This window comes from Planktothrix sp. FACHB-1365, assembly GCF_014697575.1.
GTDB lineage: Bacteria > Cyanobacteriota > Cyanobacteriia > Cyanobacteriales > Microcoleaceae > Planktothrix.
Map to the genome: position 1 here is coordinate 241,735 of NZ_JACJSC010000001.1, position 23,639 is coordinate 265,373.

The 23,639-nt window shown below is 40.7% G+C and carries 19 protein-coding genes; 12 read left to right on the forward strand and 7 right to left on the reverse strand.

Translation table 11 applies throughout. The annotated features are described in order from the left end of the window. Positions 1-97 precede the first annotated feature (97 nt). Positions 98-307, forward strand: a complete 210-nt coding sequence (locus tag H6G57_RS01115) for a hypothetical protein (RefSeq protein ID WP_072718048.1) — start codon at positions 98-100, stop codon at positions 305-307. A gap of 141 nt (positions 308-448) precedes the next feature. Beyond that, entirely contained in the window at positions 449-1,654 is a 1,206-nt protein-coding gene (locus H6G57_RS01120) for a glycosyltransferase (protein WP_190515322.1), read from the forward strand. A gap of 449 nt (positions 1,655-2,103) precedes the next feature. Here the strand turns inward: H6G57_RS01120 and H6G57_RS01125 are convergent, their stop codons facing one another. Then, positions 2,104-3,798: a glycosyltransferase family 39 protein gene (locus tag H6G57_RS01125; protein WP_190515324.1), complete on the reverse strand. Its 1,695-nt coding sequence runs from the start codon at positions 3,796-3,798 to the stop codon at positions 2,104-2,106. Positions 3,799-3,829: 31 nt separating this feature from the next. Here H6G57_RS01125 and H6G57_RS01130 point away from each other — a divergent pair, with 31 nt between their 5' ends. From H6G57_RS01130 to H6G57_RS01160, 7 genes are all read left to right on the forward strand, one after another. Further along, on the forward strand, positions 3,830-5,005 hold the full coding sequence (locus tag H6G57_RS01130; RefSeq protein WP_190515326.1) for a glycosyltransferase family 4 protein: 1,176 nt from the start codon (positions 3,830-3,832) through the stop codon (positions 5,003-5,005). Between the two features lie 77 nt (positions 5,006-5,082). After that, a complete protein-coding gene (locus tag H6G57_RS01135) occupies positions 5,083-7,098 on the forward strand; it encodes an ABC transporter ATP-binding protein (protein WP_190515328.1) in 2,016 nt (671 codons plus the stop codon). A gap of 192 nt (positions 7,099-7,290) precedes the next feature. Continuing rightward, entirely contained in the window at positions 7,291-8,256 is a 966-nt protein-coding gene (locus H6G57_RS01140) for a glycosyltransferase family 10 domain-containing protein (RefSeq protein WP_190515329.1), read from the forward strand. Positions 8,257-8,325: 69 nt separating this feature from the next. Then, on the forward strand, positions 8,326-9,297 hold the full coding sequence (locus H6G57_RS01145; protein ID WP_190515331.1) for an Npun_R2821/Npun_R2822 family protein: 972 nt from the start codon (positions 8,326-8,328) through the stop codon (positions 9,295-9,297). A gap of 9 nt (positions 9,298-9,306) precedes the next feature. Beyond that, positions 9,307-10,191: an Npun_R2821/Npun_R2822 family protein gene (locus H6G57_RS01150; protein ID WP_190515333.1), complete on the forward strand. Its 885-nt coding sequence runs from the start codon at positions 9,307-9,309 to the stop codon at positions 10,189-10,191. A 16-nt stretch (positions 10,192-10,207) separates the two neighbouring features. After that, entirely contained in the window at positions 10,208-11,236 is a 1,029-nt protein-coding gene (locus tag H6G57_RS01155; protein WP_190515334.1) for an Npun_R2821/Npun_R2822 family protein, read from the forward strand. Between the two features lie 46 nt (positions 11,237-11,282). Further along, entirely contained in the window at positions 11,283-12,326 is a 1,044-nt protein-coding gene (locus H6G57_RS01160) for a polysaccharide pyruvyl transferase family protein (RefSeq protein WP_190515336.1), read from the forward strand. A 10-nt stretch (positions 12,327-12,336) separates the two neighbouring features. Here H6G57_RS01160 and H6G57_RS01165 read toward each other — a convergent pair whose 3' ends face one another. The 6 genes from H6G57_RS01165 to tig all read right to left on the reverse strand — a co-directional run bounded on the left by H6G57_RS01165 (position 12,337) and on the right by tig (position 18,320). Then, positions 12,337-12,609 carry a YqiA/YcfP family alpha/beta fold hydrolase gene (locus tag H6G57_RS01165; protein WP_190515337.1) on the reverse strand — a complete coding sequence of 91 codons (273 nt, stop codon included), beginning with the start codon at positions 12,607-12,609 and terminating at the stop codon, positions 12,337-12,339. A 72-nt stretch (positions 12,610-12,681) separates the two neighbouring features. After that, complete coding sequence (locus tag H6G57_RS01170) at positions 12,682-13,095, reverse strand: Spy/CpxP family protein refolding chaperone (RefSeq protein WP_190515339.1); 414 nt, start codon at positions 13,093-13,095, stop codon at positions 12,682-12,684. A 172-nt stretch (positions 13,096-13,267) separates the two neighbouring features. Then, positions 13,268-14,629, reverse strand: a complete 1,362-nt coding sequence (locus H6G57_RS01175) for a beta-xylosidase (RefSeq protein WP_190515341.1) — start codon at positions 14,627-14,629, stop codon at positions 13,268-13,270. Between the two features lie 45 nt (positions 14,630-14,674). Then, positions 14,675-16,021 (reverse strand): ATP-dependent protease ATP-binding subunit ClpX, encoded by a 1,347-nt coding sequence (clpX, locus tag H6G57_RS01180; RefSeq protein WP_190515342.1) that lies wholly within the window; start codon positions 16,019-16,021, stop codon positions 14,675-14,677. Between the two features lie 12 nt (positions 16,022-16,033). After that, a complete protein-coding gene (clpP, locus tag H6G57_RS01185) occupies positions 16,034-16,744 on the reverse strand; it encodes an ATP-dependent Clp endopeptidase proteolytic subunit ClpP (RefSeq protein ID WP_190515344.1) in 711 nt (236 codons plus the stop codon). A gap of 172 nt (positions 16,745-16,916) precedes the next feature. Continuing rightward, complete coding sequence (gene tig / locus H6G57_RS01190; RefSeq protein WP_190515346.1) at positions 16,917-18,320, reverse strand: trigger factor; 1,404 nt, start codon at positions 18,318-18,320, stop codon at positions 16,917-16,919. A 702-nt stretch (positions 18,321-19,022) separates the two neighbouring features. Between tig and H6G57_RS01195 the strand changes: the two genes are divergently transcribed. From H6G57_RS01195 to H6G57_RS01205, 3 genes are all read left to right on the forward strand, one after another. Next, positions 19,023-20,051, forward strand: a complete 1,029-nt coding sequence (locus H6G57_RS01195; protein WP_190515348.1) for an aspartate-semialdehyde dehydrogenase — start codon at positions 19,023-19,025, stop codon at positions 20,049-20,051. 226 nt (positions 20,052-20,277) lie between these two features. Further along, the gene (gene dapA / locus H6G57_RS01200; RefSeq protein ID WP_190515349.1) at positions 20,278-21,162 is read left to right on the forward strand and encodes a 4-hydroxy-tetrahydrodipicolinate synthase; all 885 of its coding nucleotides are present in this window, start codon (positions 20,278-20,280) and stop codon (positions 21,160-21,162) included. Between the two features lie 540 nt (positions 21,163-21,702). Then, positions 21,703-23,493, forward strand: a complete 1,791-nt coding sequence (locus tag H6G57_RS01205; RefSeq protein ID WP_228041539.1) for a ribonuclease J — start codon at positions 21,703-21,705, stop codon at positions 23,491-23,493. The last annotated feature ends 146 nt before the right edge of the window (positions 23,494-23,639 follow it).

Here is a 23,639-nt window from a genome sequence, read left to right on the forward strand (position 1 = left end):
TTAGAAGAGTTAATTTTCTGTGGGGTGTGCGTCAGTAGTTTAGCAAATCTCCTCGCAAAATGAGTTAAGGCTTAAATTAAGAGAGGTAACAATTGAGATGCTCTGGACAATTCAAACTCGCTCTAAAATCTCAATTACTCAAATGACGGATCGGATTATCAATTCTGGTCAACTTAGTCATTCTGACTATTTGAGGTTAACCTCTGCTATTTTATCCGATAAAGATATTACTGAGCCTGAACGCAACCAAATTAATCGAGTTTTTGATTATGTGCAAACGGGTCGGCTCAAATTTAATGATATGTGATTTTTAGTTAAGGGAAAAACAGGGTGCGGGGGACAGTTTGTCAGGAGAATTATGGGATGAGCTTAATGATCATTTAGTTTTCTTCTTAAAGCGAATTAATTATCGATTCGATTAAATCAGACATTAATGAGGTAAGACCCGATGAATTTGCCTGAAATGAATACCCTTCTTCCTGTTCCAACAGAGCCGTTACAAATTCCGACACAAGCCACTATTCCGACGGAATTAGGTGAATTTGCGATTCGATTATCCTTGGTGATTCCTACTTATAAAGAAAGCGAAAATGTTCGGGCTATTGTTCAACAATTAACTCAGTTATTAGAATCAACAATTCCGAATCAATATGAGTTAATTATTGTTGATGATGATAGCCCAGATTTAACGTGGAAAGTGGCAGCAGAGTTAATGCCAGAATTTCCTCAACTGCGGGTCATGCGACGTCAAGAAGAACGGGGATTATCAACAGCCGTTATCCGAGGTTGGCAAGTGGCGAGAGGGGAAATTTTAGGGGTAATTGATGCGGATTTACAACATCCTCCCGAAAGTTTATTACAACTTTTAGGAGAAATAGAAAAGGGTGCAGATTTAGCCGTTGCCAGCCGCCATGTTGAAGGGGGAGGCGTTAGTGATTGGAGTATTGTTCGGCGATTTTTATCGAGAGGAGCACAGGTTTTAGGATTAATTATATTACCCGGTGTCATTGGTCGAGTTTCTGATCCGATGAGTGGATATTTTATGGTCAGACGGGATGCAATTGCCGGGAAAACCCTTGATCCTATTGGTTATAAAATCCTGATTGAAGTGTTAGGTCGAGGTCAAATTCGTTGGGTAGGAGAGGTCGGTTATGTTTTCCAAGAACGCTTAGAAGGGGAAAGCAAAGTGACTTGGAAACAATATATTGAATATTTACAACATTTAGTGAAATTACGGTTTGCCCGATGGCCTGTAATGCGGTTTTTGCGATTTGGAATTGTGGGGTTTAGTGGGGTTTTTGTCGATATGGGAGTGTTTTATCTCCTTTATACTGTTCTCGGTTTAGCCTTAACCCGAAGTGCAATTTTATCCGCAGAAGTGGCAATTTTAAATAATTTCCTGTGGAATGATATTTGGACATTTGGAGATATTTCAAGCCATCAGAAAGGCATGGGAAAACGGGTTAAACGCTTTGTAAAGTTTAACTTAATTTGTTTATCGGGGTTAATTTTAAATGTCTTAATTGTTAATCTGCTGTTTAATGTTTTTGGGATGAATGCCTATGTTTCAAAAATTATTGCGATCGCACTGGTGACGTTTTGGAATTTCTGGCTGAATTTAAAATTGAGTTGGCGAGTAACGGAAGTTAAATGATGGCGAGTTTGGCGATTCTGTTTAAAATCATGATCAAATTAAGAATGGAAAAATAAAATAAAGTTGAACGATTAATCCTACATACCACCAAGCCCCATTTAAGAACGTATAAAAGGACATGATAAAATTTCTCAAGGTCGTTAAACTGGCGAAAATTGCTTTTGACAGACATTAATTCACCTATTTTACACGATTAATTTATGATGTCTGATAAAATTCATATTTCTAAAATAATATGAAATCCCATTATAGATGCTACAGATGATTCTCCCTAACCCCCTGTAGAGACTAAGCATGGCTAGTCTCTACAGGGGGGATTTGTAGCAAACATTTAGGAATTTCATATAACTCGCTTAAAACCATTAGATGCGTTAAGAGCGATCGCTATTTTTTAAGAGAACATAGGCAGAAAATGAAGTGTAAATTTTTCCCATATTTAACTTAAAACATTAAGAGCGTTGATAGACATTAACAGTAAATTCATCAAGATCCATCGTTCCTTGAAGTAACTGATTATTTTTAAGCCGATATTGAGATTGTAAAATCTTTTGAAGGGTTTCTCGTTCTGCTGCTGTTGTCGGTTCAGACCAAACAGGTTCAGCAACTTCTAACTCAATAATTCTTCCATAGGGTAAGGTTTGAGACGTTAACAATTTTTCCAAAGCTGGAGCAAGTTTAGCAGATTCTTGAGCCAATAAAGACACGGGATATTGAGGAGAAATATAATAAGCTAAACGGTTAACATAACCCCAAGCTTTAGAATTCATGACAATTAAGGTAGGGGTAGTAGGCTCACTGGCAATAATATCAGAAATTTGATGAAACATTTGCCGAGGTCTTAAACTATAGTCGCCAATACTAATCGTTAAATAAACCAGAATTAAACCCGTTGCTGTCAGACGATATAACGGTTCTTTTTTGATGCCTTGAATTAATAACGTAATCAATAATAAGCAACCCGGAAGAATAATCATCAAACTTCTTCCCCAACCAAACCCAATTGTAAATTTTTTACCGACAATATCCGCTAGTAAAGCTAAGAACAGAGGGAAGATTCCTAAAATTAATACCGTCCCTAACCGTCGATGTTCTCCCAGTTTCCACAGACGAATACTGCCAATTGTAAAAACAATAATCCAGAAAATACCCGTACTTACTGCAACCCAAACCGGAATACTGGTCACCCAATCTCCTACCCCTAATTGCACCCCTAAAAGATAAGCAACATCTTGAAAATGCTGTACCATTGTGGCAAAAAAACCTGGAGGAGTGCTAAACCGTCCTAAGTCAGCATTCCGTAATTGTTGACGAGTTCCCCATAACACCCAAGGAACTGTAATTAATACTCCAGTTCCTAAACGTAAAGCGTGTTGCCACCAGTGACGTCGATCTAAGTATAAGACTAAAGTGGCTAAAGTGATGACCCAATAAGCAAATAAATAAAACGTTAAACATCCAGCCGCAACAGCAGCGATTAATACCCCAGTCCAAAACAGTTGTCCTTTCCATTGCAGGGAAGCTTTAGTATTAATTTGAAAGCTTTGAGGATTAATCTTATCAACACCTATTAACTGAATTAAAGCCCAAGCACTTAAAATTGTCCATAACACTAACGGAGCATACATTCGGACATTCAGGGAGTGGAATAAAAAGAAAGGATTAGTTGCTAATAAAGCTGCAAATAATAAACCGCCTCGATGTCCGAGCAAAGTTCGTCCTAAACCATAACCACAACCAATACTGAATAAACTTAGTAATGTGTTAAGACTGCGTTGGGCAATTTCGCTATTGCCAAATAACCGTAACCAAAAATGCTGACTGAGATAAAATAAAAAGGGATGAGGTTCTGCAACAATTCCTTTGAGCAGACTGACTAGAGTTCTTAAAATATCACTAAAACTAGACTCCGGTGGTAAATTCAGGAGTAGAGTATAATTAGCTAAAACAACAGGGACATCCTTGGGAGTAACATAAGCAGTTTTCTGTCCGGTCGATAAGAGGAGGGATAATACTTCGTCGTACCAAAACTCACGGGTTCCTAAGTTGAGAACTCTAATAAAAATGCTAATGACAATTGCTGCAATTAGTAAGGTTTCGAGGGATAAAGATTTGGAAAAAAAACCTAATTTATTACCTTCTTTCATAAAAAGTTAACCAAGGATAGCCCGTTTTACTATGAAAGTTTCAATCGTGGTTGGTGATTTATCCAGTAGTGGAGCCGGAAGGTGGGGAGGAGCCGTTCGCCCCTTTTTACTAGCTCAAGCCCTGAAAAAAATCAACTGTGAAATCGAAATTGTCGGCTTCACTCAAGCAACAGATGAAACGTTAACCCTGAGCGAGGATATTCCAATTGTTTCTATCATCAAAGAAACTTATTATCCTCAATTTTTTAAATCTGCTCAACAACTGTTGCAGCAGATTACCGGGGACATCATCTATGCTTATAAACTCAAACCCACCAGCTTTGGTTTATCTTTATTCAAAAGATGGCAAACCCATCGTCCTGTGATTTTAGATATTGATGATTGGGAATTAAGCTGGTATGGGGGAGAACAATACCAATATAAACCTTCCCTCAAACAACTGGGAAGAGATCTGCTTAAACCTGATGGCTCTTTAAGACAACCCGATTATCCCCTTTACTTAAAATGGATCGAACGGTTGGTTTCTCAAGCTGATTGTATCACCCTTCATACCGAATTTTTAAAGCAACGCTTTGGCGGCATTTATTTACCCAATGGAAAAGACACCACCTTATTTGATCCCCAGCGTTATGCTCCAGAAGCCAGTCGCCTCCAGTATGGATTGAAGGACTATCGAATTTTAATGTTTCCGGGGGCACCGAGACCCTATAAAGGATTAGAAGATGTTCTGATTGCCCTAGAACAACTCAATCAAAAAGATATTAAATTGGTGATTGTGGGAGGAAGCCCCTATGATGAGTATGACGAGCAATTAATGCAACGATGGGGACAGTGGATCATTAAGTTACCAAAAACTCCAGCTATAATGATGCCTGAAGTGGTTGCTGCTGCCCATGTTGTTGTGGTTCCTCAACGAGATGTTCCCGCAGCGCAAGCTCAATTTCCATTAAAGCTAACCGATGGGATGGCCATGGCAAAACCGATTCTAGCAACCCAAGTTGGAGATATTCCCGAAATTCTGGGGGAAACTGGATATTTAGTCAAGTCAGGTTCACCTGAACAAATTGCTCAAACCCTAGCGAGGATTTTTGATCATTTTGAAGAAGCCCAAGCCAAAGGTTGGAAAGCTCGGCAGCGATGTATTGAGAACTACAGTATCGATGCAATGGCTGTTATTTTACAGGAGGTTATTGATAAACTGCGTTAGAATTTGAATTTGAAGCTAGGTGTGGCACAGTGCAATCAATTTCCTAGCTAGGATGGGATTAATTATAAAATTTTAGTATGCTTAATAAAAACTATTTAGTTCAATATGCACGACAATATCCGACTAGGATTATCTTGACAATCTTATTAGGATTTTCTGGAGCTATTTTTAGTGGCGTTAGTACCACCTTAATTGTTCCGGTTGTCTTAAATCTCCTCGGTCAACAAATGGAAATGAAAGGTGCTCCACCTTTAATACAAAAGATCCTGGCTCCTTTTGGTGATGTTCCAGAACCTTATCGCTTGGGATTAATGGCCGGGGCAATTTTAGTGGCGTTAATTTTAAAAAATTTAACCACCTATTGGAGTAGCTTAGTTTCTAGTTCCCTCGGTCGTGCCTTAACCTGTGATATGCGCGAAGCGGGATTAAAGTTACTGTTAGATGTGGATTTAGATTTCTATGCAAAAACAAAAGTCGGAGATTTAATTAACCAATTAGGGGGAGAAATTGCCCGAGCTTCCAGTGCGATTGGGATTTATATTGGGATGTTTACCACATCGATCACGATTTTTGTCTTTGTACTCATTCTTCTTTCGATTTCTTGGCAACTCACCTTAGCAACAGGACTATTGCTATTTATTGTCACTATTTTAAATCAATATATTATTGGGAGAGCCAAACAATCAGGTAATCTTCTGTCAGAAACCTCCCGAAATTATTCAATTAAGCAGATGGAAGTTCTGAATGGAATTCGCTTAGTGAAAGCCACTGCTAATGAAAACCCAGAATATAAACAGCTTAAAAAGTTAATTCGGGAACGAGAAAAAGCCGATTATAAAGCACAAATGGCGTCAGCTGCGATTGCCCCCATCAATGAAGTGGTGAATATGCTCGTTCTGTTAGTGCTAATTGTGATTGGGAAATTCTTTTTATCCCAAGATCAAATCACTGCCTTATCCACGATTTTACTCACCTATTTGTTTATCCTATTTCGTACCTTGCCTCTGATTTCTCAACTCAATAATGCTCGGAGTAACTTAGCTCAACGGGTGGCAGCAATTAACATTATTGGCGAGTTTTTAAGACGGGATAATAAACCGATTATGAAATTCGGTTCCATTTCCTTTACAGGACTTCAAGAAGGGATTCATTTTAATAATATTTCTTTTACCTATCCCGGTCATGACAAAATCGCGCTTCAGAATATTGACCTGTATATTCCGCGTGGTACAACTTTAGCTTTAGTTGGGGGTTCTGGTGCGGGAAAATCCACCTTGGCAGATCTTCTTCCCCGATTTTATGATCCAACTGGAGGCTCTATAGTAATTGATGGTCAAGATTTACGAGATTTTGACTTACAAAGTCTAAGAAAATCAATGGGAATTGTCAGTCAAGATACCTTCCTATTTAATACCTCCGTTCGAGATAATATCGCCTACGCTAAACCCGGTGCCACCGATGAAGAAATTATTTTGGCTGCTCAACAAGCCAATGCTGAGGAATTTATTGTTAGGTTACCCCAAGGGTTTCTGACCCCCATTGGTGATCGCGGTGTCTTACTCTCTGGTGGTCAACGTCAACGAATTTCTATCGCCAGAGCCATCTTACAAAATCCCGATATCCTAATTTTAGATGAAGCTACCAGTGCCTTAGATACGGTTTCTGAACGTTTAGTCCAAGAGGCCATAGATAAACTCAGTCATGATCGGACAACGGTTGTCATTGCTCACCGTTTATCCACCATTCAAAAAGCCGATCAAATTGCCGTTTTAGAGCAAGGATGTTTGGCGGAGATCGGAACCCATGATCAACTCCTCGCAAAAGGCGGAAAATATGCTCAATTGTATACCCTGCAATTTGCCGATGAAGCCAGTCGCGATCGCGCCATTATTCGCAGTTCCTATGAGGTACGCAGCCGCCTGAACCCCATGATCGGTTTCCTGCAATTACTCGCTGATGAGTTAGTTGATGATCCTGAAGAACGGCAGGAACTTCTGAATGAATCCTACCGTTCAGCAACCTTTATTCTAGATAGCCTAGAATTTATTGAACAAAGTGTAAAAATTCGCTTAAATAGCAAAGTTTCAAATTAAATTAAACTTATACTGAAGGAATTTATGTTATGCTCAAGCTAAATTTTTATCTGTTCAAAGGTATATGCAGAAAATCTGGAATTTTCTCATCAGTTGTCTTAGGAAAACCGGATTGCTAAAATTTTAGCTCACATTTCAGAACCGATGCGTATCCCTCTTGTTAGTCTATAAATCATTCAATTAGAATAAACCATGACTGAAAAAATTGTTGGCATGATTACCAGCTATCCCGGCTTAAACCAAAGTGATTGGCTTTGGCAACAAACACCTTATAGTTTTGGCACCTGGGGTAATATTAGAATTCAAGCCAATCATCCCCAGCCGGATTTTTTGTTACTTTATCAATTTGATTTTTTGAAGCCTCCTAAAAAATTATCGTGGAAAGACCGCTTAAAACAAACCCTGAAACCTCAACCCCCTCAACCTGATATTCGAGAAAAGTTCAGAAGCGTTCCTAAAGAGCGGATGATTTATTTATTGAGAGAACCCCCCTTAGAAGAAATTGTAGAAATTAATCAAAGTAATTATGAAAAAGCAAAACAGTATTGCGGTTACATTTCTGGCCCCGATGATTTAGCTCCCACTCCCGATTATATGCCTGCCATTTGGTATCATTCCAACTCGTTTCGCGAGTTAAATGAAATGAATCCACCTGAAAAAGTCAAAGCTTGTAGCTGGATTACATCGGGAATTAATCGCACCGCTAATCATCGGAAACGATTAGATTTTTTGAAAGCCTTACAAGCTCAAAATCGGGAAATTGATTTTTATGGTCGGGGATTACCTGCTTGGGTGAAAGCATCTGGAGAATTAAAAAATAAATGGTACGGAATGGCCCCTTATTATTACAACTTGGCAATTGAAAATTATGCTGATAATGATTGGTATGTGACGGAAAAACTGTGGGATTCTTTACTGGCTTGGTGTCTCCCAATTTATTATGGAGGGCCAGCAGCTGATCGCTTACTGCCTCCAGGGAGTTTCTTAAGATTATCCAATTTAGATGAAAAGGGATTATACTATATTCGAGATGTTATTAGTAGTCCTGACGCTTGGTTAGAAGCAAAATCGGCGATCGCAGAAGCTCGACAGATTGTTTTACACAAACTGAATTTATTGAATTGGTTATCCGAGTTTACAGAAGCGTTTAACCTCTAATTTATTCTATATTTAATGCTCGGCTAACATCATCTCAACAATTTATAAAAAGAAAAGGGAGGAATTAGTATGCAGGGAATTTGTACCCTTGGGAATGATGTAGTTTACGATCAACTGGTGGCACTACTCAACAGTATTGATGCTATTTTAGGCCCAGAAACTCCCGTTTGTGTGTTTCCCTTTGATGAAAAACTAGAACGATTAACCGCAGAAATTTCTCGGCGTCCAAATGTTAGTTTATATGACAATCAAGAGATTATCGCTCAATGGGATGAATTTATGGCGGGAGCCAGTCCAGCCAGTATCAATCGACAATATAGAATTTATGGCGGTCATCGTCGCTTTTGTGCCTTTACTGGCCCCTTTGAGCAGTTTGTTTACATGGATGCCGATACATTATTGATGAGTCCCCTGGATGTTATTTTTAAAAAATTAGATGAATATGATTGTGTGGTTTATGATTTTCAGTTTCTCCACCCTGAGAAAGTTTATAATGTTAAATCCCCTAAATTAACTCAAGTTTTTCCACAAGAGTTAATTGATTCTCAAATCTTTTGTTCTGGGTTTTATGCCACTAAACGAGGGGTATTTGATCAGGATAAATGTCAATGGTTACTGTCCAATCTGCAAGAGGGAGGTGAGGTAGAAGTTCTTTATCCAACGGGAGATCAACCTGTTTTAAATTATATGTTCATGCGTTCAGGAATCCCTATTTATAACTGTGCTTATCACTTCCCTAAAACAATCGCGACAGGGAACAGTGTAACCTCTAGTCATTTTGAAGAAAAAGATCATATTCTTTATGATAAAGGCAATCGCTTAACTTATCTTCATTATATTGGGATTGCACCTTGCGTTATGCAAGCGGTCTGTCAAGGTGAAAATATTGATTTCCCCTACCGAGATTTGTTTTTGTATTATCGCTATTTACATGAACCGGAAAAACGACCGATTTTTACCACCCCTGGGGTTGATTATAATGCAAATTCCCGTCCAAGTCTTTTGAAGAGAATATTAAGAAAATTAAACTTAAGCCGTTAAGGAGAAGTTATGAATCAAGGTATTTATATTGTTGCTAATAATCGGGTGAAGGAAAATGCGATCGCCCTCCTCAATAGCATTCGCTATTATAACTCAGAGGTTCCAATTTATCTCATTCCTTTTAATGACGATTATCAAGACGTTGCAGAAACGTTAGGGAAATTACATCAGGTGCAAGTCTTTCCAGATTTAAACTTTCTGGAACAATTAACCCAGCAAATCGGGGAAATTTTTGATCGAGATTTTCTGAAACTTCCCAATAAAATGCGGAAATTAGCCGTTTGGTTTGGGCCATTAGATGAATTTCTGTATATTGATACCGATATTATTGTTTTTGAGGATATTGTTACGAACTTAGATTACCTTAAACAATGGGATTTCTTCTGTTGTGATTATCACTTTGCCGGGGAAAAACTCAGAAATATTTTTTCCCCTTTTGTCACAGAAAAAAATATTTTCAGTGATGAAGAACTCCAAGATGTTTTTAATAGTGGATTTTGGGCATCTCGAAAAGGAGTTTTTTCCCTAGAACAACTTTATGATGTTCTGAGAGACTGTTCCCAACATCGAGAATATTTTGATTTTAGCCAAGGGGTGACAGATCAACCCATTTTAAACTATCTAGTTCTCACCCAAATTTCTAAACGTGGCAATTTAGTGAAACCGCCTGAAAACGCACCGGGGAGTTGGGGCGGTTCAAAACATTTTAAAGAAAAAGATCATATCCTTTATGATAACGGCAAACGCCTTAAATATTTACACTGGGCAGGAACACCCCTCAAAGGAGGTTCCTATTGGAATATTTGGGAATATTATCGTTATTTGCATGAAGGAAAACCTGCTTGGCAAAGAAAATTAACTCGTTTATTACCCTTCCTTTCCATTCCTAACTAAATGAGGATTAAAACCTATGACTAACGGTATTTATACATTAGCCAATGATGTTGTTTATGATCAATTGGTTGCTTTACTGAATAGTATTGAAGCGAATGCAGGTGAAGATATTCCGGTTTGTGTGATTCCTTATAATGATCAAATTGATAAGGTTCGCGCTGAAATTGCCAAACGCCCGAATGTTACCTTATTTGACGATCAAGATTCAATGGCTAAATGGCAAGACTTTGCGACTCAAGCTTGGTCATCCCATCCGAGAGCGCATCAAGCTTGGCAAGAACGGGGAATTACTGGTATGTATCGCATAGAACGTTACCGAAAATATTGTTGTTTTGATGGCAATTTTGATAAATTTATTTTCTTTGATGCGGATACTTTATTAATGGCTCCGCTAGATTTTATTTATCAAAAGTTAGAACAGTATGATTGGGTTGTTAATGACTTTCAATATAAATCTGCAATTACCTATATTTTTGATTGCTCAGAAGAAGAACTGTTAAAAGTATTTTCTCCAGAAGTAATCAAATCTCAAATTTTTTGTTCAGGTTGGTTTGCTTCTAAAAAAGGAATTTTTGATCAATCCAAGATTCAATTTTTACTCAGCCATTTAAACGCAGGAGAATCTAATGTGATGGCTTGGCGAGATTCTGATCAAACCCTGTTAAATTATATGGTGTGGCGCAGTGGAATTTCCTATTATAACTTTGCTTATCATGATGTAAATAATGCAACGGGCAGTCATTGGTCATCACATTTTCAGGAAATCAATCATATCTTATACGATCAAGAAAAACGCTTAACCTATCTTCACTATATGAGTATTCCTTCTAAACAGTTTACTCAACTTTGTCAAGGAATAGATATAGATCTCCCTTACCGAGAACTATTTTTACATTATCGGTATTTAAAAAATCCAGAACAATACCCCCAATTGATCCCTCCTAACCAATGGGAAAAAAATAAAAAAGCATTTTCCCAATTTTTGAATCAAAAAATCAAAAATTTGCAGCATCGGTTGAATCATTTCAAAAAAACATCGCTTTAATTCCTGGAATTTAATCCCTTTACAGTCCCTTAATTTTTAATTAATCATGCTTCAAACTTCTAATCTAATTGCCGATCTAACTTGGAAGATTCTCAGAAGAGCCAATAATGCTAAATTGAAAACTTTAAATCCTTTACATCGAAAATTTTTTCTAGATCGACGGTGTAAATTTTATGATTTATCTCAAATTCCGAGTCAACAAAGGGTGGCTCGCTCTCCCATTTTGCAGTTTTATTCGTCCGTTGATAATATTGGCAACTATTTACCAGTTTTAGGGATTCAAAAAATGTTGAATCTAACCACAGATACTTGGAATGCCTATGATCAAAACATTGATTTTGATTTTATTAATACCCATTATAAAGGTATAATTATTGGAGGAGCAGGACTCTTATATCGTAGTTTTAATAGATTTTGGGAACAAGTTTTAATAGGCTGTAAAATTCCCCTCATTATTTGGGGAGTAGGAGTGTGTCTCCCTGATGGGGAAAAAGATGCAGGTGCAGATATCAAGATTCTTAAAAAAATTGTCTCCCGCTGCGATTTAATGAATGTTAGAGATGATGTAACTGCCGATTACTATAATTTCCCCAATGCCAGTATTGCGCCCTGTCCTACAATTGCCTATTTAGATGGGTTTAGATCTCAGATGAATCTAGGGAATTATCAAGTTTTATTTAGTTCTCATGATGGTTTAGTTTCAGCCGAAGAAAATAAAGAATTAATGAAAGTCGTGATTCGAGTCACTCCCAAATTTGAGTACACCGATAATATTCAATACCCTTGTTTAGGATTAGAAGATATTATTACTCAGTCTTATATGAATAGTCGTGTTGTTGTTACGACAAGGCTGCATGGAGCGATTATTGCCTATGGATTAGGAATTCCTTATTTGGCGATTCCAAGAGATGAAAAACTGCGCGATTTTTACCGATTATATGGTAATGGATTAACGGTACAAAATGTACAGGAATTAGAAGAAGCTTTAAAACAAGGTTGGCTTCCTGAGTTACATCCTATTGCCCTAAAGCCGGTTTTAGAATTTGGAAAAAAAGCCCAACAATGGGTGACTGCTTGTTGTTCTAATTAAGGATTAAATTTTAGGTTTGAATCATCAACTTTTTTTCCGCTAACCAAGCTGCTGTTAATCCCCCAAAACTTGATCCGAGCACCACACAGGGAGAAGCAGATGGAAAAAATTCTGATTCAATCTGTTGGAGTTGTCGAGTTAAAGTTAAATGGGAAAAATCCCCTTGATTCAAATCAGGAATGTTTAAATGAATATCAACAGATGCAAAGCGATCGCGCAAATATTGAGCTTTTGTGGAAAAAGGGCTAGATGCAAACCCATGTAAATAGATGTAAGTCGCCATCTTCATTCCATCCCTATCAGTGATTGGATTTCTGATTTTATCCCTTAGAAATTTAGCCCCTTTTTCCAAATTTTAGCGATCGCGACGAGAATTTTGACGACGTTCTTGCATCAAATCCGCTAGTTGACTGCGTTGTTCTGGGGTTAAAACTTCTCGCATTTTCAACATCATATCAAACTGAAGTTGTCCCATTTGTTGTTTCAAAACCATTAGCTGATCATGCTTTTGACGGATTTGACTTTCTGAGGCATTTCCTGACATCAACTCATTTAATTCTTTTTGAATCTGACGCATTTGTTGTTGCTGTTGCTGCATTTTTCCCTGATATTCCTGGCGAATCCCTTGGAGTTGCTGCTGTTGTTCAGGGGTAGGATTCAGCGCATTCATAAGTTGGCCTGAACGCTGATTCATGGGGGGTTGATTTCCTTGGCCTTGCGCTAACGCTTCAGCCATCCCAGGAGTTGAACCGGCGAACAGAGTAGTCATTGACAACCCCAAGATTGTGCCTAGAGTAAGTGAAATCGGATGACGGAGGAACATAATAGTACCTGAAAAAAAGTTATATCTGATTGTAATCGGTTCTTCAATTAATGACTGATAGCTTGCTAAAAAGTTCTCAGGCTAGACCCCTCGACTACGCCGAAATCCATAATCTGAGTTAGCTAATCGTGAGTAAGTAGGCTTCGTGAAGTTGAAGATTAGGAATCGTTAGTCTTACCACTTGATTGCTGACTGCAACATTATCCTGTCGGAGTGTGACTAATTCTTTAATGACTTGTTCCCCAGAGTCAGGAATTCGTTGTACTCTCAGCGTTAAATTGCCACTGGAGTTTGCTAAATTCAATTGTTGCAAATTTTTCAGAATTAAGGTAACTCCAGCCGTCGGTGCAGAAAAGGCCTGTTCAAAATAACCAAACACAATCTGAGCTTTTCTTTCACTATTAGAACGACTGGCTAAGGCAACAATTTTAGGGTTATCTGCCTGACTCAGAACCCGTGAGTTAAAACCATCTGCATAGGCTTTATACACCCACCAAGCGGCTCTGGGTAAGGACTGATCGGGTGTTACCAAACCATCTAAACTATTATTAAAACAATTGTTTGTTCCACTGGTATTGTTGACTGGCTCCCAGCAAGCTTTTGCTGCTCCATCAGCCCGTCCCAATTCCGTATAGTAAAGATATCCTAAAATTTCCGCAGGTCGATATTGGGCTGTAGGGCCAATAATTTCATTGACATAAATTTTTTGGATTTTTAAACTTTGATATTGGGGATTTTGTTGTAAACTTCGACGAGCGTTATTGATTCGAGCCGCAATCGAGGTAATATCTTGATCATTAAGTTCATGCCAAGATAAAAAGTTAACTTCTAAATTATTAGCTTTGCAATAATTTAAAAAAGCTGTGAGGAAATTTTGATCATATTTAGCGATACTAGGGCCACCAATCATCACATTGGGGCCTAATTCTTGACGTAATACTTGGTAAGCTCGTTTATAGGTTTCAAAAAATTGTTCTCTTGTACCTTTCCAAAAGGGATCTCTTAAGTCGGGTTCGTTCCAAACGTCCCATAATATAACTTTATCTTTATGTTGTCGAGCAATTTGTCGAACGTGTTCTTCCCATTTAGCATAATTATCATAGGGCCATCCTCTTGGTGCGTCATAGCCCCAGGTATCACTTAAAATTAATTGAAATTGAGCCCCCAAGGCAATGACTCGCGGATACAAATCGAGTTGTGATGTCCGCCACAATTTAGGTTGTAAGGGCTTAATCATATTATCCGGCGGTTGGGTGGCATTTTTACCATATAAAAAGCCACTGGCGGAACTAATTCCGGTTCTTGGCGCCGCAAAATCAATCGTAATATTATTTTGTTGTTGTCCTAAAACCTGAAACTGTCCTATCCCTAAAACACTAAACAATGCCAATAGACCAATAAAAACCGGGATAATTTTTTTGAGTTTGAATTGAGGTTTTCTAATACTGAGATGCAATGAATTTAATCGGTTTAATGGCATGATAAACTATGACTTAAAAACTCTTAACTGATCACTGATCACTGATTAAGCGGATTCCGGTTTAGGTAAAGAAGAGGGATGTAATAATAACTCCGCGGTTGATCGTTTTTCTACCATTTCCCGTGTAACTCGACAGCGTTTTAAATCTTTACGCGAGGGAATTTCATACATCACATCTAACATTAATTCTTCAACAATTCCCCGTAACGCTCTCGCGCCTGTTTTGCGACGATAGGCTTCCTGAGCGATCGCTCTTAAGGCATCTTCATCAAATTCTAACTGCACATTATCCATCCGCAGTAATTTTTGATATTGTTTGACTAATGCACTGCGAGGTTCCGTTAAAATAGCCACCAACGCATCTTCATCTAAGGGTTCTAAGACGGCTACCATCGGTATCCGACCAATCAATTCAGGAATTAACCCAAATTTGACTAAATCATCCGGTTCCATGCGTTTGAGGGCATCAACAGTGCGTTTGTCCTTTGCTTGCCCTTCTCCGGGCTGGACAAACCCCATTGACTTTTTACCCGTTCTCTGATCCACCAGTTTATCTAACCCCACAAAGGCGCCACCACAGATAAACAGGATATTACTGGTATCAATTTGAATACAATCTTGATAAGGATGTTTGCGTCCACCTTGGGGGGGGACATTGGCAATGGTTCCCTCTAACATTTTTAACAGGGCTTGTTGTACCCCTTCCCCAGACACATCCCGTGTTATCGAGGGATTTTCACTCTTCCGGGCGATTTTATCAATTTCATCAATATAAACAATTCCCCGTTGCGCTTCTTCCACATCAAAATCAGCAACCTGTAACAACCGCAACAGAATATTTTCTACATCTTCCCCCACATAGCCCGCTTCCGTTAACGTTGTCGCATCAGCAACCGCAAACGGTACATCAAGCATTTTGGCCAAGGTTTCCGCCAATAGGGTTTTCCCACATCCGGTGGGGCCAATTAAGAGAATATTAGATTTTTGTAACTCCACATTATCTTCTGTGGGTCGTCCAGCGGCCTTCGTTTGCACAAATCCCAAACGTTTATAGTGGTTATAAACGGCAACCGAGAGAACTTTTTTTGCCTCATCTTGACCAATGACGTGTGAGTCCAGATAGGATTTAATTTCTCTCGGTTTAGGAATTTGATTTAAAGCCACTCGTCCCGTCCGTTGCCGTCGTTGGGGAGGTGGAGCCGATTGGGGGCGAGGGGAAGGAGAGGGTGCTGTTGCCGAACTACTATCAAATAACTCCTCATCTAAAATTTCATTACATAGCTCCACACATTCATCGCAGATATAGACGCCTGGCCCTGCAATTAACTTGCGAACTTGCTCCTGGGATTTGCCACAGAAAGAACATTTTAGATGGGAGTCGTACTTAGACATAGTTGCCTCATCTTAGGTTGCGGGAACAGACTCTCCGGGAATCGGAAGACTTTGGGTGCTGGAGATCACCTTATCTATTAGACCATATTCTTTCGCATCTTCAGCAGACATATAGAAGTCCCGTTCGGTATCTTCCTGAATGCGTTCAATGGGTTGACCTGTATGTTCAGCCAGTAACTCATTGAGAATACGCTTATGATACAGAATTTCTTTGGCTTGAATTTCAATGTCTACCGCTTGCCCTTGCGCTCCCCCTAGGGGTTGGTGAATCATAATTCGAGAACTGGGCAGAGACATCCGTTTACCAGGGGTTCCCGCCGATAACAGAAAAGCCCCCATACTTGCCGCCAGTCCATAACAGATGGTGACAATATCCGGGCGGATTTGCTGCATGGTATCAAAAATTGCCATCCCTGCGGTAACAGAACCCCCCGGAGAGTTAATGTAAATTTGGATATCTTTTTCTGGGTCTTCGGCTTCCAAGAACAACATCTGGGCGGTGAGGGCATTCGCCACATCATCATCAATGGGTGTTCCCAGAAAAATAATCCGTTCTCTCAACAGACGGGAATAAAGGTCAAAAGCCCGTTCCCCCATCCCAGACTGTTCAATCACAATCGGGACAATATTACTCGGAGAGAGGGTTTGCAAATGGGTATCGCTTATGACCCCGTGATGGGAATAGTTATGAATTCGGTATTGGGAAGACTCAGAAAATATCATTGCTTTTTTCTAAACCTTAATTGTTTTCGGGGATCAAAAGAATACTCGTTTTGATCTATTATGCCTTAACTTGAGATGTCAGGTGTGTGGAACAGGCATCTTGCCTGTTAAGTAGGGTGTCAGGTGTCAGTAGAGGGCTGGGAAACCCTGCCCCTACTCCCCCTGTTCAATACTATTCTTCCTCGTTAGTGTCGAGTTCTTCGTCCTCTTCTTCCTCTTCGTCTTCGAGTTCGTCTTCGTCTTCTAAAGGTGTTAACGTTCCTTCAGGAACTAACTCAATGGTGGCGTGTTCTTCCAGCAAAGTGTAGGTTTTGTTCTGAAGTAAATCTTCAGTGACAAAGGCGCGTAACCGTTTGGGGTCAACATCTTGACCTTCTAGTTCTTTGAGAACCTTAGCTTCTTCGGCTTGAATTTCTTCATCCGTAACGGTTAAAGATTCCTGTTCAGCAATAGCTTTTAAAGCTAAGGAACGCTTCAACGCATCAATTGCTTCTGGACGAGCTTGTTCTCGTAAACGAGGCACCATTTCACCAGTGAATAACCGTTTCACATCCAACCCCATATTGCTCAACTGCATCACCTGTTGAGTAATCAGTCGGTCAACTTCTTGACGAATCAGGGTTTCGGGTAAATCAACTTCCAGGGTTTCCACCAACGCATCGACTAACGCTTTGCGTTTATTGGCTTTGGTTTGCTCATCTTTTTCCCCTTGAAATCGTTTTTCTAAAGATTCTCGCAGTTCCGCTAAAGTCGAAAATTCGCTGACTTCTTCAGCAAACTCATCATCTAATTCGGGCAGTTCTCTTTCTTTGAGTTCATTCAACGTAATGGTAAAGGTCGCATCCTTTCCAGCAACGTCTTCATCCCCATATTCATCAGGAAATCTCAGATTTAAGGTTTTGGTTTCTCCAGGGTTCATGCCAAAAATCCCCTCGACAAAACCCGGTATAAACCGCCCTTCCTGTAATTCCACCTGAAAATTATCGCCTTTAGCGCCAGGAATTTCTTTGGGTTCCGCTTCTTCAGACTCTTGGGCAAAGTACCCTTGAAAATCGACAAACGCCACATCTCCCTCTTGGGCAGGTCTACCTTCAACCGGAATTAACGTTGCTCTTTTTTCCTGTTCCCGTTTTAAGACCTGTTCCACCTGTTCGGGGTCATACTTAGCTTCTTCTGCTTGCACGCTTAAGCCTTTGTATTGACCCAGTTTGACTTCGGGTTCAACATCCACAGCCACTTGAATCGTCAGGGTTTTTCCCGGTTCAAATTGCTGAATCAGGTTATCAATCTCGCCCCGGGGTTCAAAGCTGCCAATCGCTTGAATGTTCTCTTGTTCAACAGCTTTAGGTAAATACTGGTTCATTAAATCATCCAAGGCGGCAGCCTTAATGCGTTCCTGGCCCAAGCGCTGGATGAGAATGTGGCGAGGCACTTTGCCTTTGCGGAACCCAGGAATATTCACCGAACGGCTCATACGCTGAACCACTTGTTCATAGGCGTTTTTAGACATTTCCGGTGTAATCTCAATGTCCAATCCAATTTGACTTGCGGGAAGTTTTTCCTGGGTTACTTTCATCAGAAAAATGGGTAGAAACTCCTAACTTCTAGTTAGGCTTTACATTTCCCCCCCCCCAAACCCCCCGTGGGGGTTTGGGGGGGAGGGGTAGAGGGGTATGGTTGCCCCTCTGTGGAGATCTGGTTGTCTCCTAACACCTATTTCTAGGGTAAAGTTAGCTTTGCCAAGGTTTTAAGAGCTTGTTAGGTTAGCAGCACTTCCTTAACCCGATAAAGATGTTTAACCACTAACGACAGAGCCGGAGACTAGCTACGCATCCACAGGGTGTCATGACTCAAAAAACGGAGTACACAAGGTACTTAGGCTGGTCAACTATCACGCTCTGGTGAGGCATGACTTCGCGTAGCTTTCGTTCCGCGCGTAGCCTTGTCACAGAGAGTGCGGGGTGCTGACAATCGTGATATTCTGAATTAAATACCCCCAACACATTTCACTCGCGGGGGAACTATAATCTGGGGTTAGCAAGTTAAGATTGCTAAAAATCCAGTTGTGTACTTAAAGAGTGATCGTAACTGATTATGCGCCCTTGTGTACCCGTTCGTTAGATTCTGTTCCGTTTTGGGAAGAATGAGAACGGCTAAACTACAATGAAGAAGGGAGGTTAAGCCTCCCCATAAATGAATCGATACCCTAAACATTTTGTTGGCTATAAAAATTTCAATTTATTAAAATTGCGAGTTTTTGATTACGGAGGTTAAAATTTTGTCAAATTCATATCGAGTTGCCATTTTAGGGGCGACAGGTGCTGTGGGGACGGAGTTAATAGAACTTCTGGAAAGTCGGAATTTTCCAGTAGGAGAGTTAAAATTATTAGCTTCGCCTCGTTCAGCAGGAACCTCATTACCTTTTAAAGGGGAAACTTTACCCGTTGAAGTTGTATCGGAGGAGTCGTTTCACAATGTTGATCTTGTGTTAGCCTCCGCCGGAGGATCAACTTCTAAGGTCTGGGCCTCAAAGATAGTGGCAGCCGGAGCGGTGATGGTCGATAACTCCAGTGCCTTCCGCATGAACCCAGATGTGCCCTTAATTGTCCCTGAAGTCAACCCAGAGGCGATTAACAACCACAAAGGGATTATTGCCAACCCCAACTGCACGACGATTTTAATGACGGTAGCGATTTGGCCGTTATATCAGGCACAACCCATTCGTCGGATGGTGATTTCCACCTATCAATCTGCCAGTGGGGCCGGGGCTAGAGCTATGGAGGAAGTGAAGCAACAAGCGTCCGCTATTTTAGCCGGAGAAACACCGAAAACGGAAATTTTTCCCTATCCGTTAGCATTTAATCTCTTCCCCCACAACACCCCCATTAATGAGTTAGGGTATTGTGAAGAGGAAATGAAAATGATCAACGAAACCCGGAAAATTTTTGGGGTGAATGATCTGAGGATTTCGGCAACTTGTGTGCGGGTTCCCGTATTACGCGCCCATTCCGAAGCGGTTAACTTAGAATTTGAGCAGCCCTTCAGTGTGGAAAAAGCACGGGATATTCTCAGCACAGCGCCGGGAGTGCAACTGGTGGAAGACTGGACGGCAAACTATTTCCCTATGCCCATTGATGCCAGTGGCCGTGATCCGGTATTAGTGGGTCGCATTCGTCAGGATTTGTCTCATCCCTGTGGTTTAGAATTGTGGCTTTGTGGCGACCAAATCCGCAAGGGTGCAGCGTTAAACGCCGTGCAAATTGCTGAATTATTAGTGGAAAAACAACTCCTCGGCCATCGGTCTTAGAACAGATGTGTGGAACAGGCATCTTGCCTGTTATCAGTCGGGTGTCACGAAGAGGATAAGGCTACAGGGGGAGTAGGGGGTGAACCGGGAGCAATCCCGAAGCACGGCAGGGGGAGGAGATAGGGTCAGGACAGACACTTCTTCCCTGAAACCTGAAACCTGAAACCTGAAACCTGAAACCTGAGAGATGACTCATGTAGGATACAAGATAACTGATAGAAGACAAATGGTAAGTTTTGGAAGAGTTATAACGGCAATGGTTACGCCGTTTCATGAAGACGGTAGTGTGAATTACACAGTGGCGGAACAGTTAGCCGCCCATCTAGTAGAGCAAGGAACGGATGCTGTTGTTGTGTGCGGAACGACGGGAGAATCTCCAACCTTGACTTGGGATGAAGAACACGAGTTGTTTCAAGTCGTGCAGAAGGCTGTGTTCGGAAAAGCGAAGGTGATCGCGGGAACGGGATCGAACTGCACCCAAGAGGCAATTCATGCCACCCAAAAAGCGTCTAAACTGGGATTAGATGGCAGTTTACAGGTTGTCCCCTATTACAATAAACCTCCCCAAGAAGGTTTGTATCGGCATTTTCAAGCGATCGCTCAATCGAGTCCCGATTTGCCGATAATGCTTTACAATATACCGGGACGCACTGGACAGAATCTCCTGCCGGAAACAGTGGCACGTTTAGCGGAGATTCCGAATATTGTGGCGATTAAGGAAGCCAGTGGCAATTTAGAACAAGTGAGCCAGGTGCGACGGTTGACACCTTCTGAATTTAAGATCTACTCTGGGGATGATTCGTTAACCTTACCGATGTTAGCCGTTGGCAGTTCGGGGGTGGTCAGTGTTGCTAGTCATTTGGTGGGAAGGCAACTCCAAGAAATGATACAAGCCTTTGAAGCAGGCCAAGTGCAAGTGGCAACGGAGATCCATATCCGGTTATTTGGGTTGTTTAAAGCCTTGTTTCTAACAGCAAACCCGATCCCCGTGAAAATAGCACTCAATTTGCAAGGCTGGAACGTGGGATCAACCCGTTTACCTTTGTATGATCCAAGCGTGGAAGTCACCAACACATTAAAGGACGTGCTGAGTCAGTTAAATCTTATCTGATAGTCTCGATCAGTTTGTAGCGATGGGTTCTGTAAGGAGGGTTTAACGATCTACGGCTGAAAAAACCAGATCAATCTGTAGAAACGTTTGATACATAGAGACGCGCCATGGCACGTCTGTACAGGGAACAGGGAACCCGAAGGAATAGAAAAACAGTCCCCTGATCCTACCGCAGGAGGAGCACAGAATTTTGGATTTCCGATTTTCTATTCTTGATCGCTCTGATTTTCAATTCCCTTTCGTCCCATAACCCCCCCTACAAAAAATGAGCAGGATTTATAGAATCAATAATGATGATCAGCGATGTTTTGTCCCAATCCTAAACGATCCTTAAATCCTGGCAAAGTTTTCTAGGTTTCTGACAACTAAATACTGAACAGAATTGACAGAATTTATCAAGTAATCACGAGGGATCCTGTAAATTCTGGAAATTCTTAAATTCAGCCCTTATTTCATTGGTAAACCATTAACAAAAAAAAGGAAAGAATCAGCATGATGAGAAACGGTAACACCCCAATTATTAGAAAAAGAACCTCTGCTATGACTTCAGAACCTTCCACCCCTGTCTTTAACTCCGGTGCTTTAAGAATTATTCCTTTAGGGGGATTACATGAAATTGGAAAAAACACCTGTGTGTTTGAATATGAAGATGAAATTGTGATTTTAGATGCCGGGTTAGCGTTTCCAACGGATGGAATGCACGGCGTTAATATTGTTTTACCGGATGTTACCTATCTACGGGAAAACCGGGAAAAAATTAAAGGCATGATTGTCACTCACGGACATGAAGATCATATTGGTGGTATTCCCTTTCACCTCAAACAATTTGAAGTTCCGGTGATTTATGGCCCTCGATTAGCGATGGCATTGTTACAAGGAAAATTAGAAGAAGCCGGAGTTGCAGAACGCACAGAATTAAGATCCGTTCGTCCCCGTGAAATGGTGAGAATTGGCAAATATTTCTTGGTCGAATATATTCGGAATACTCACTCCATTGCTGATAGTTTTACTGTTGCGATTACGACCCCTGTTGGTGTGGTGATTCATACGGGAGATTTTAAAATTGATCATACTCCGGTAGATGGAGAATTTTTTGATTTCCAACGGTTAGCCGAATATGGAGAAAAAGGCGTTCACTGTTTATTAAGTGACTCTACAAACGCTGAAATCCCAGGCTTTACGCCTTCTGAAAGTTCCGTTTATCCCAATTTAGAACGAATTTTTGCCCAAGCTCAGGGTCGAATTTTAGTCACTACCTTTGCTTCTTCGGTTCACCGTCTAAATATCATTTTAAATATTGCCCAAAAGCAAGGTCGATTAGTATCGGTGGTGGGTCGATCTATGTTAAACGTGATTGCTCACGCTCGGACGTTAGGCTATGTCAAATGTGAAGATCGGTTGTTTGTTCCTCTGAATTCAATTAATGGGATTCCCGATGATAAATTGCTGATTTTAACAACGGGATCTCAAGGGGAACCGTTATCGGCTTTAACCCGAATTGCTGAAGGTGCACACCGTCAAATTGGGATTAAGAAAGGGGATACGGTTGTTTTCTCAGCGAACCCCATTCCGGGTAATACGATTGCAGTCGTCAATACCATTGATAAATTGATGATGCAGGGGGCAAATGTGATTTATGGTCGCGAGAAGGGAATTCATGTTTCCGGTCATGGATGCCAAGAAGATCAGAAATTAATGTTAGCCTTAACTCGTCCGAAATTCTTTGTTCCTGTTCATGGAGAACACCGGATGTTAGTTCAACACCAAAAGACGGCTCAAAGTATGGGAATTCCCCCCGAAAATATGGTGTTAATTGATAACGGTTTTGTGGTAGAATTAACGAAAGAATCGATTCGGATTGCCGATAAAGTTCAAGCCGGAATTGAACCCGTAGACTCCTCTCGCTCTGGCGTTGTTAAAGATGAAACCATGAAAGAACGACGTCAATTAGCAGAAGAAGGAGTTGTTACTGTAGCGGCGGCGGTTGGAACCGATGGTAAGTTATTAGCAAGACCTGAAATTCATTTGAAAGGGGTTGTGAATAGTGTTGACCAAGGTTCTATTCAACAACAATTAAGCCAAACTATTGAGAATGTTTTAACGGAACGTTGGACAGAATTCGCCCGCACATTTGGTACGGAAACGAAGGAAATTGATTGGGAAGGGTTAAAGACTCAAATTGAACGTTCTATTCAGCGTGTTTTGCGTCGAGAAATTCCCAGTAACCCTTTGTTAGTGTTATTAGTACAAACCCCTGAAGGAGAACAAGAAACTTCAGCAAAAGTAACGGGTCGTCGTCGTCCTCGCAGTACCGCACGAGTCGCGTCTTAGACTTAGAAATTCTTCAGAAACGGGGTTTGTGACCTCTCCCCCTAACCCCCTCTCCTCCAAGGCGAGGGGAAATTTTTCTTAAATCCTAAGTAAATGTACTGATACCCCAGGACATTGTGATCAAAATCATGGAAATTGAGAGATTT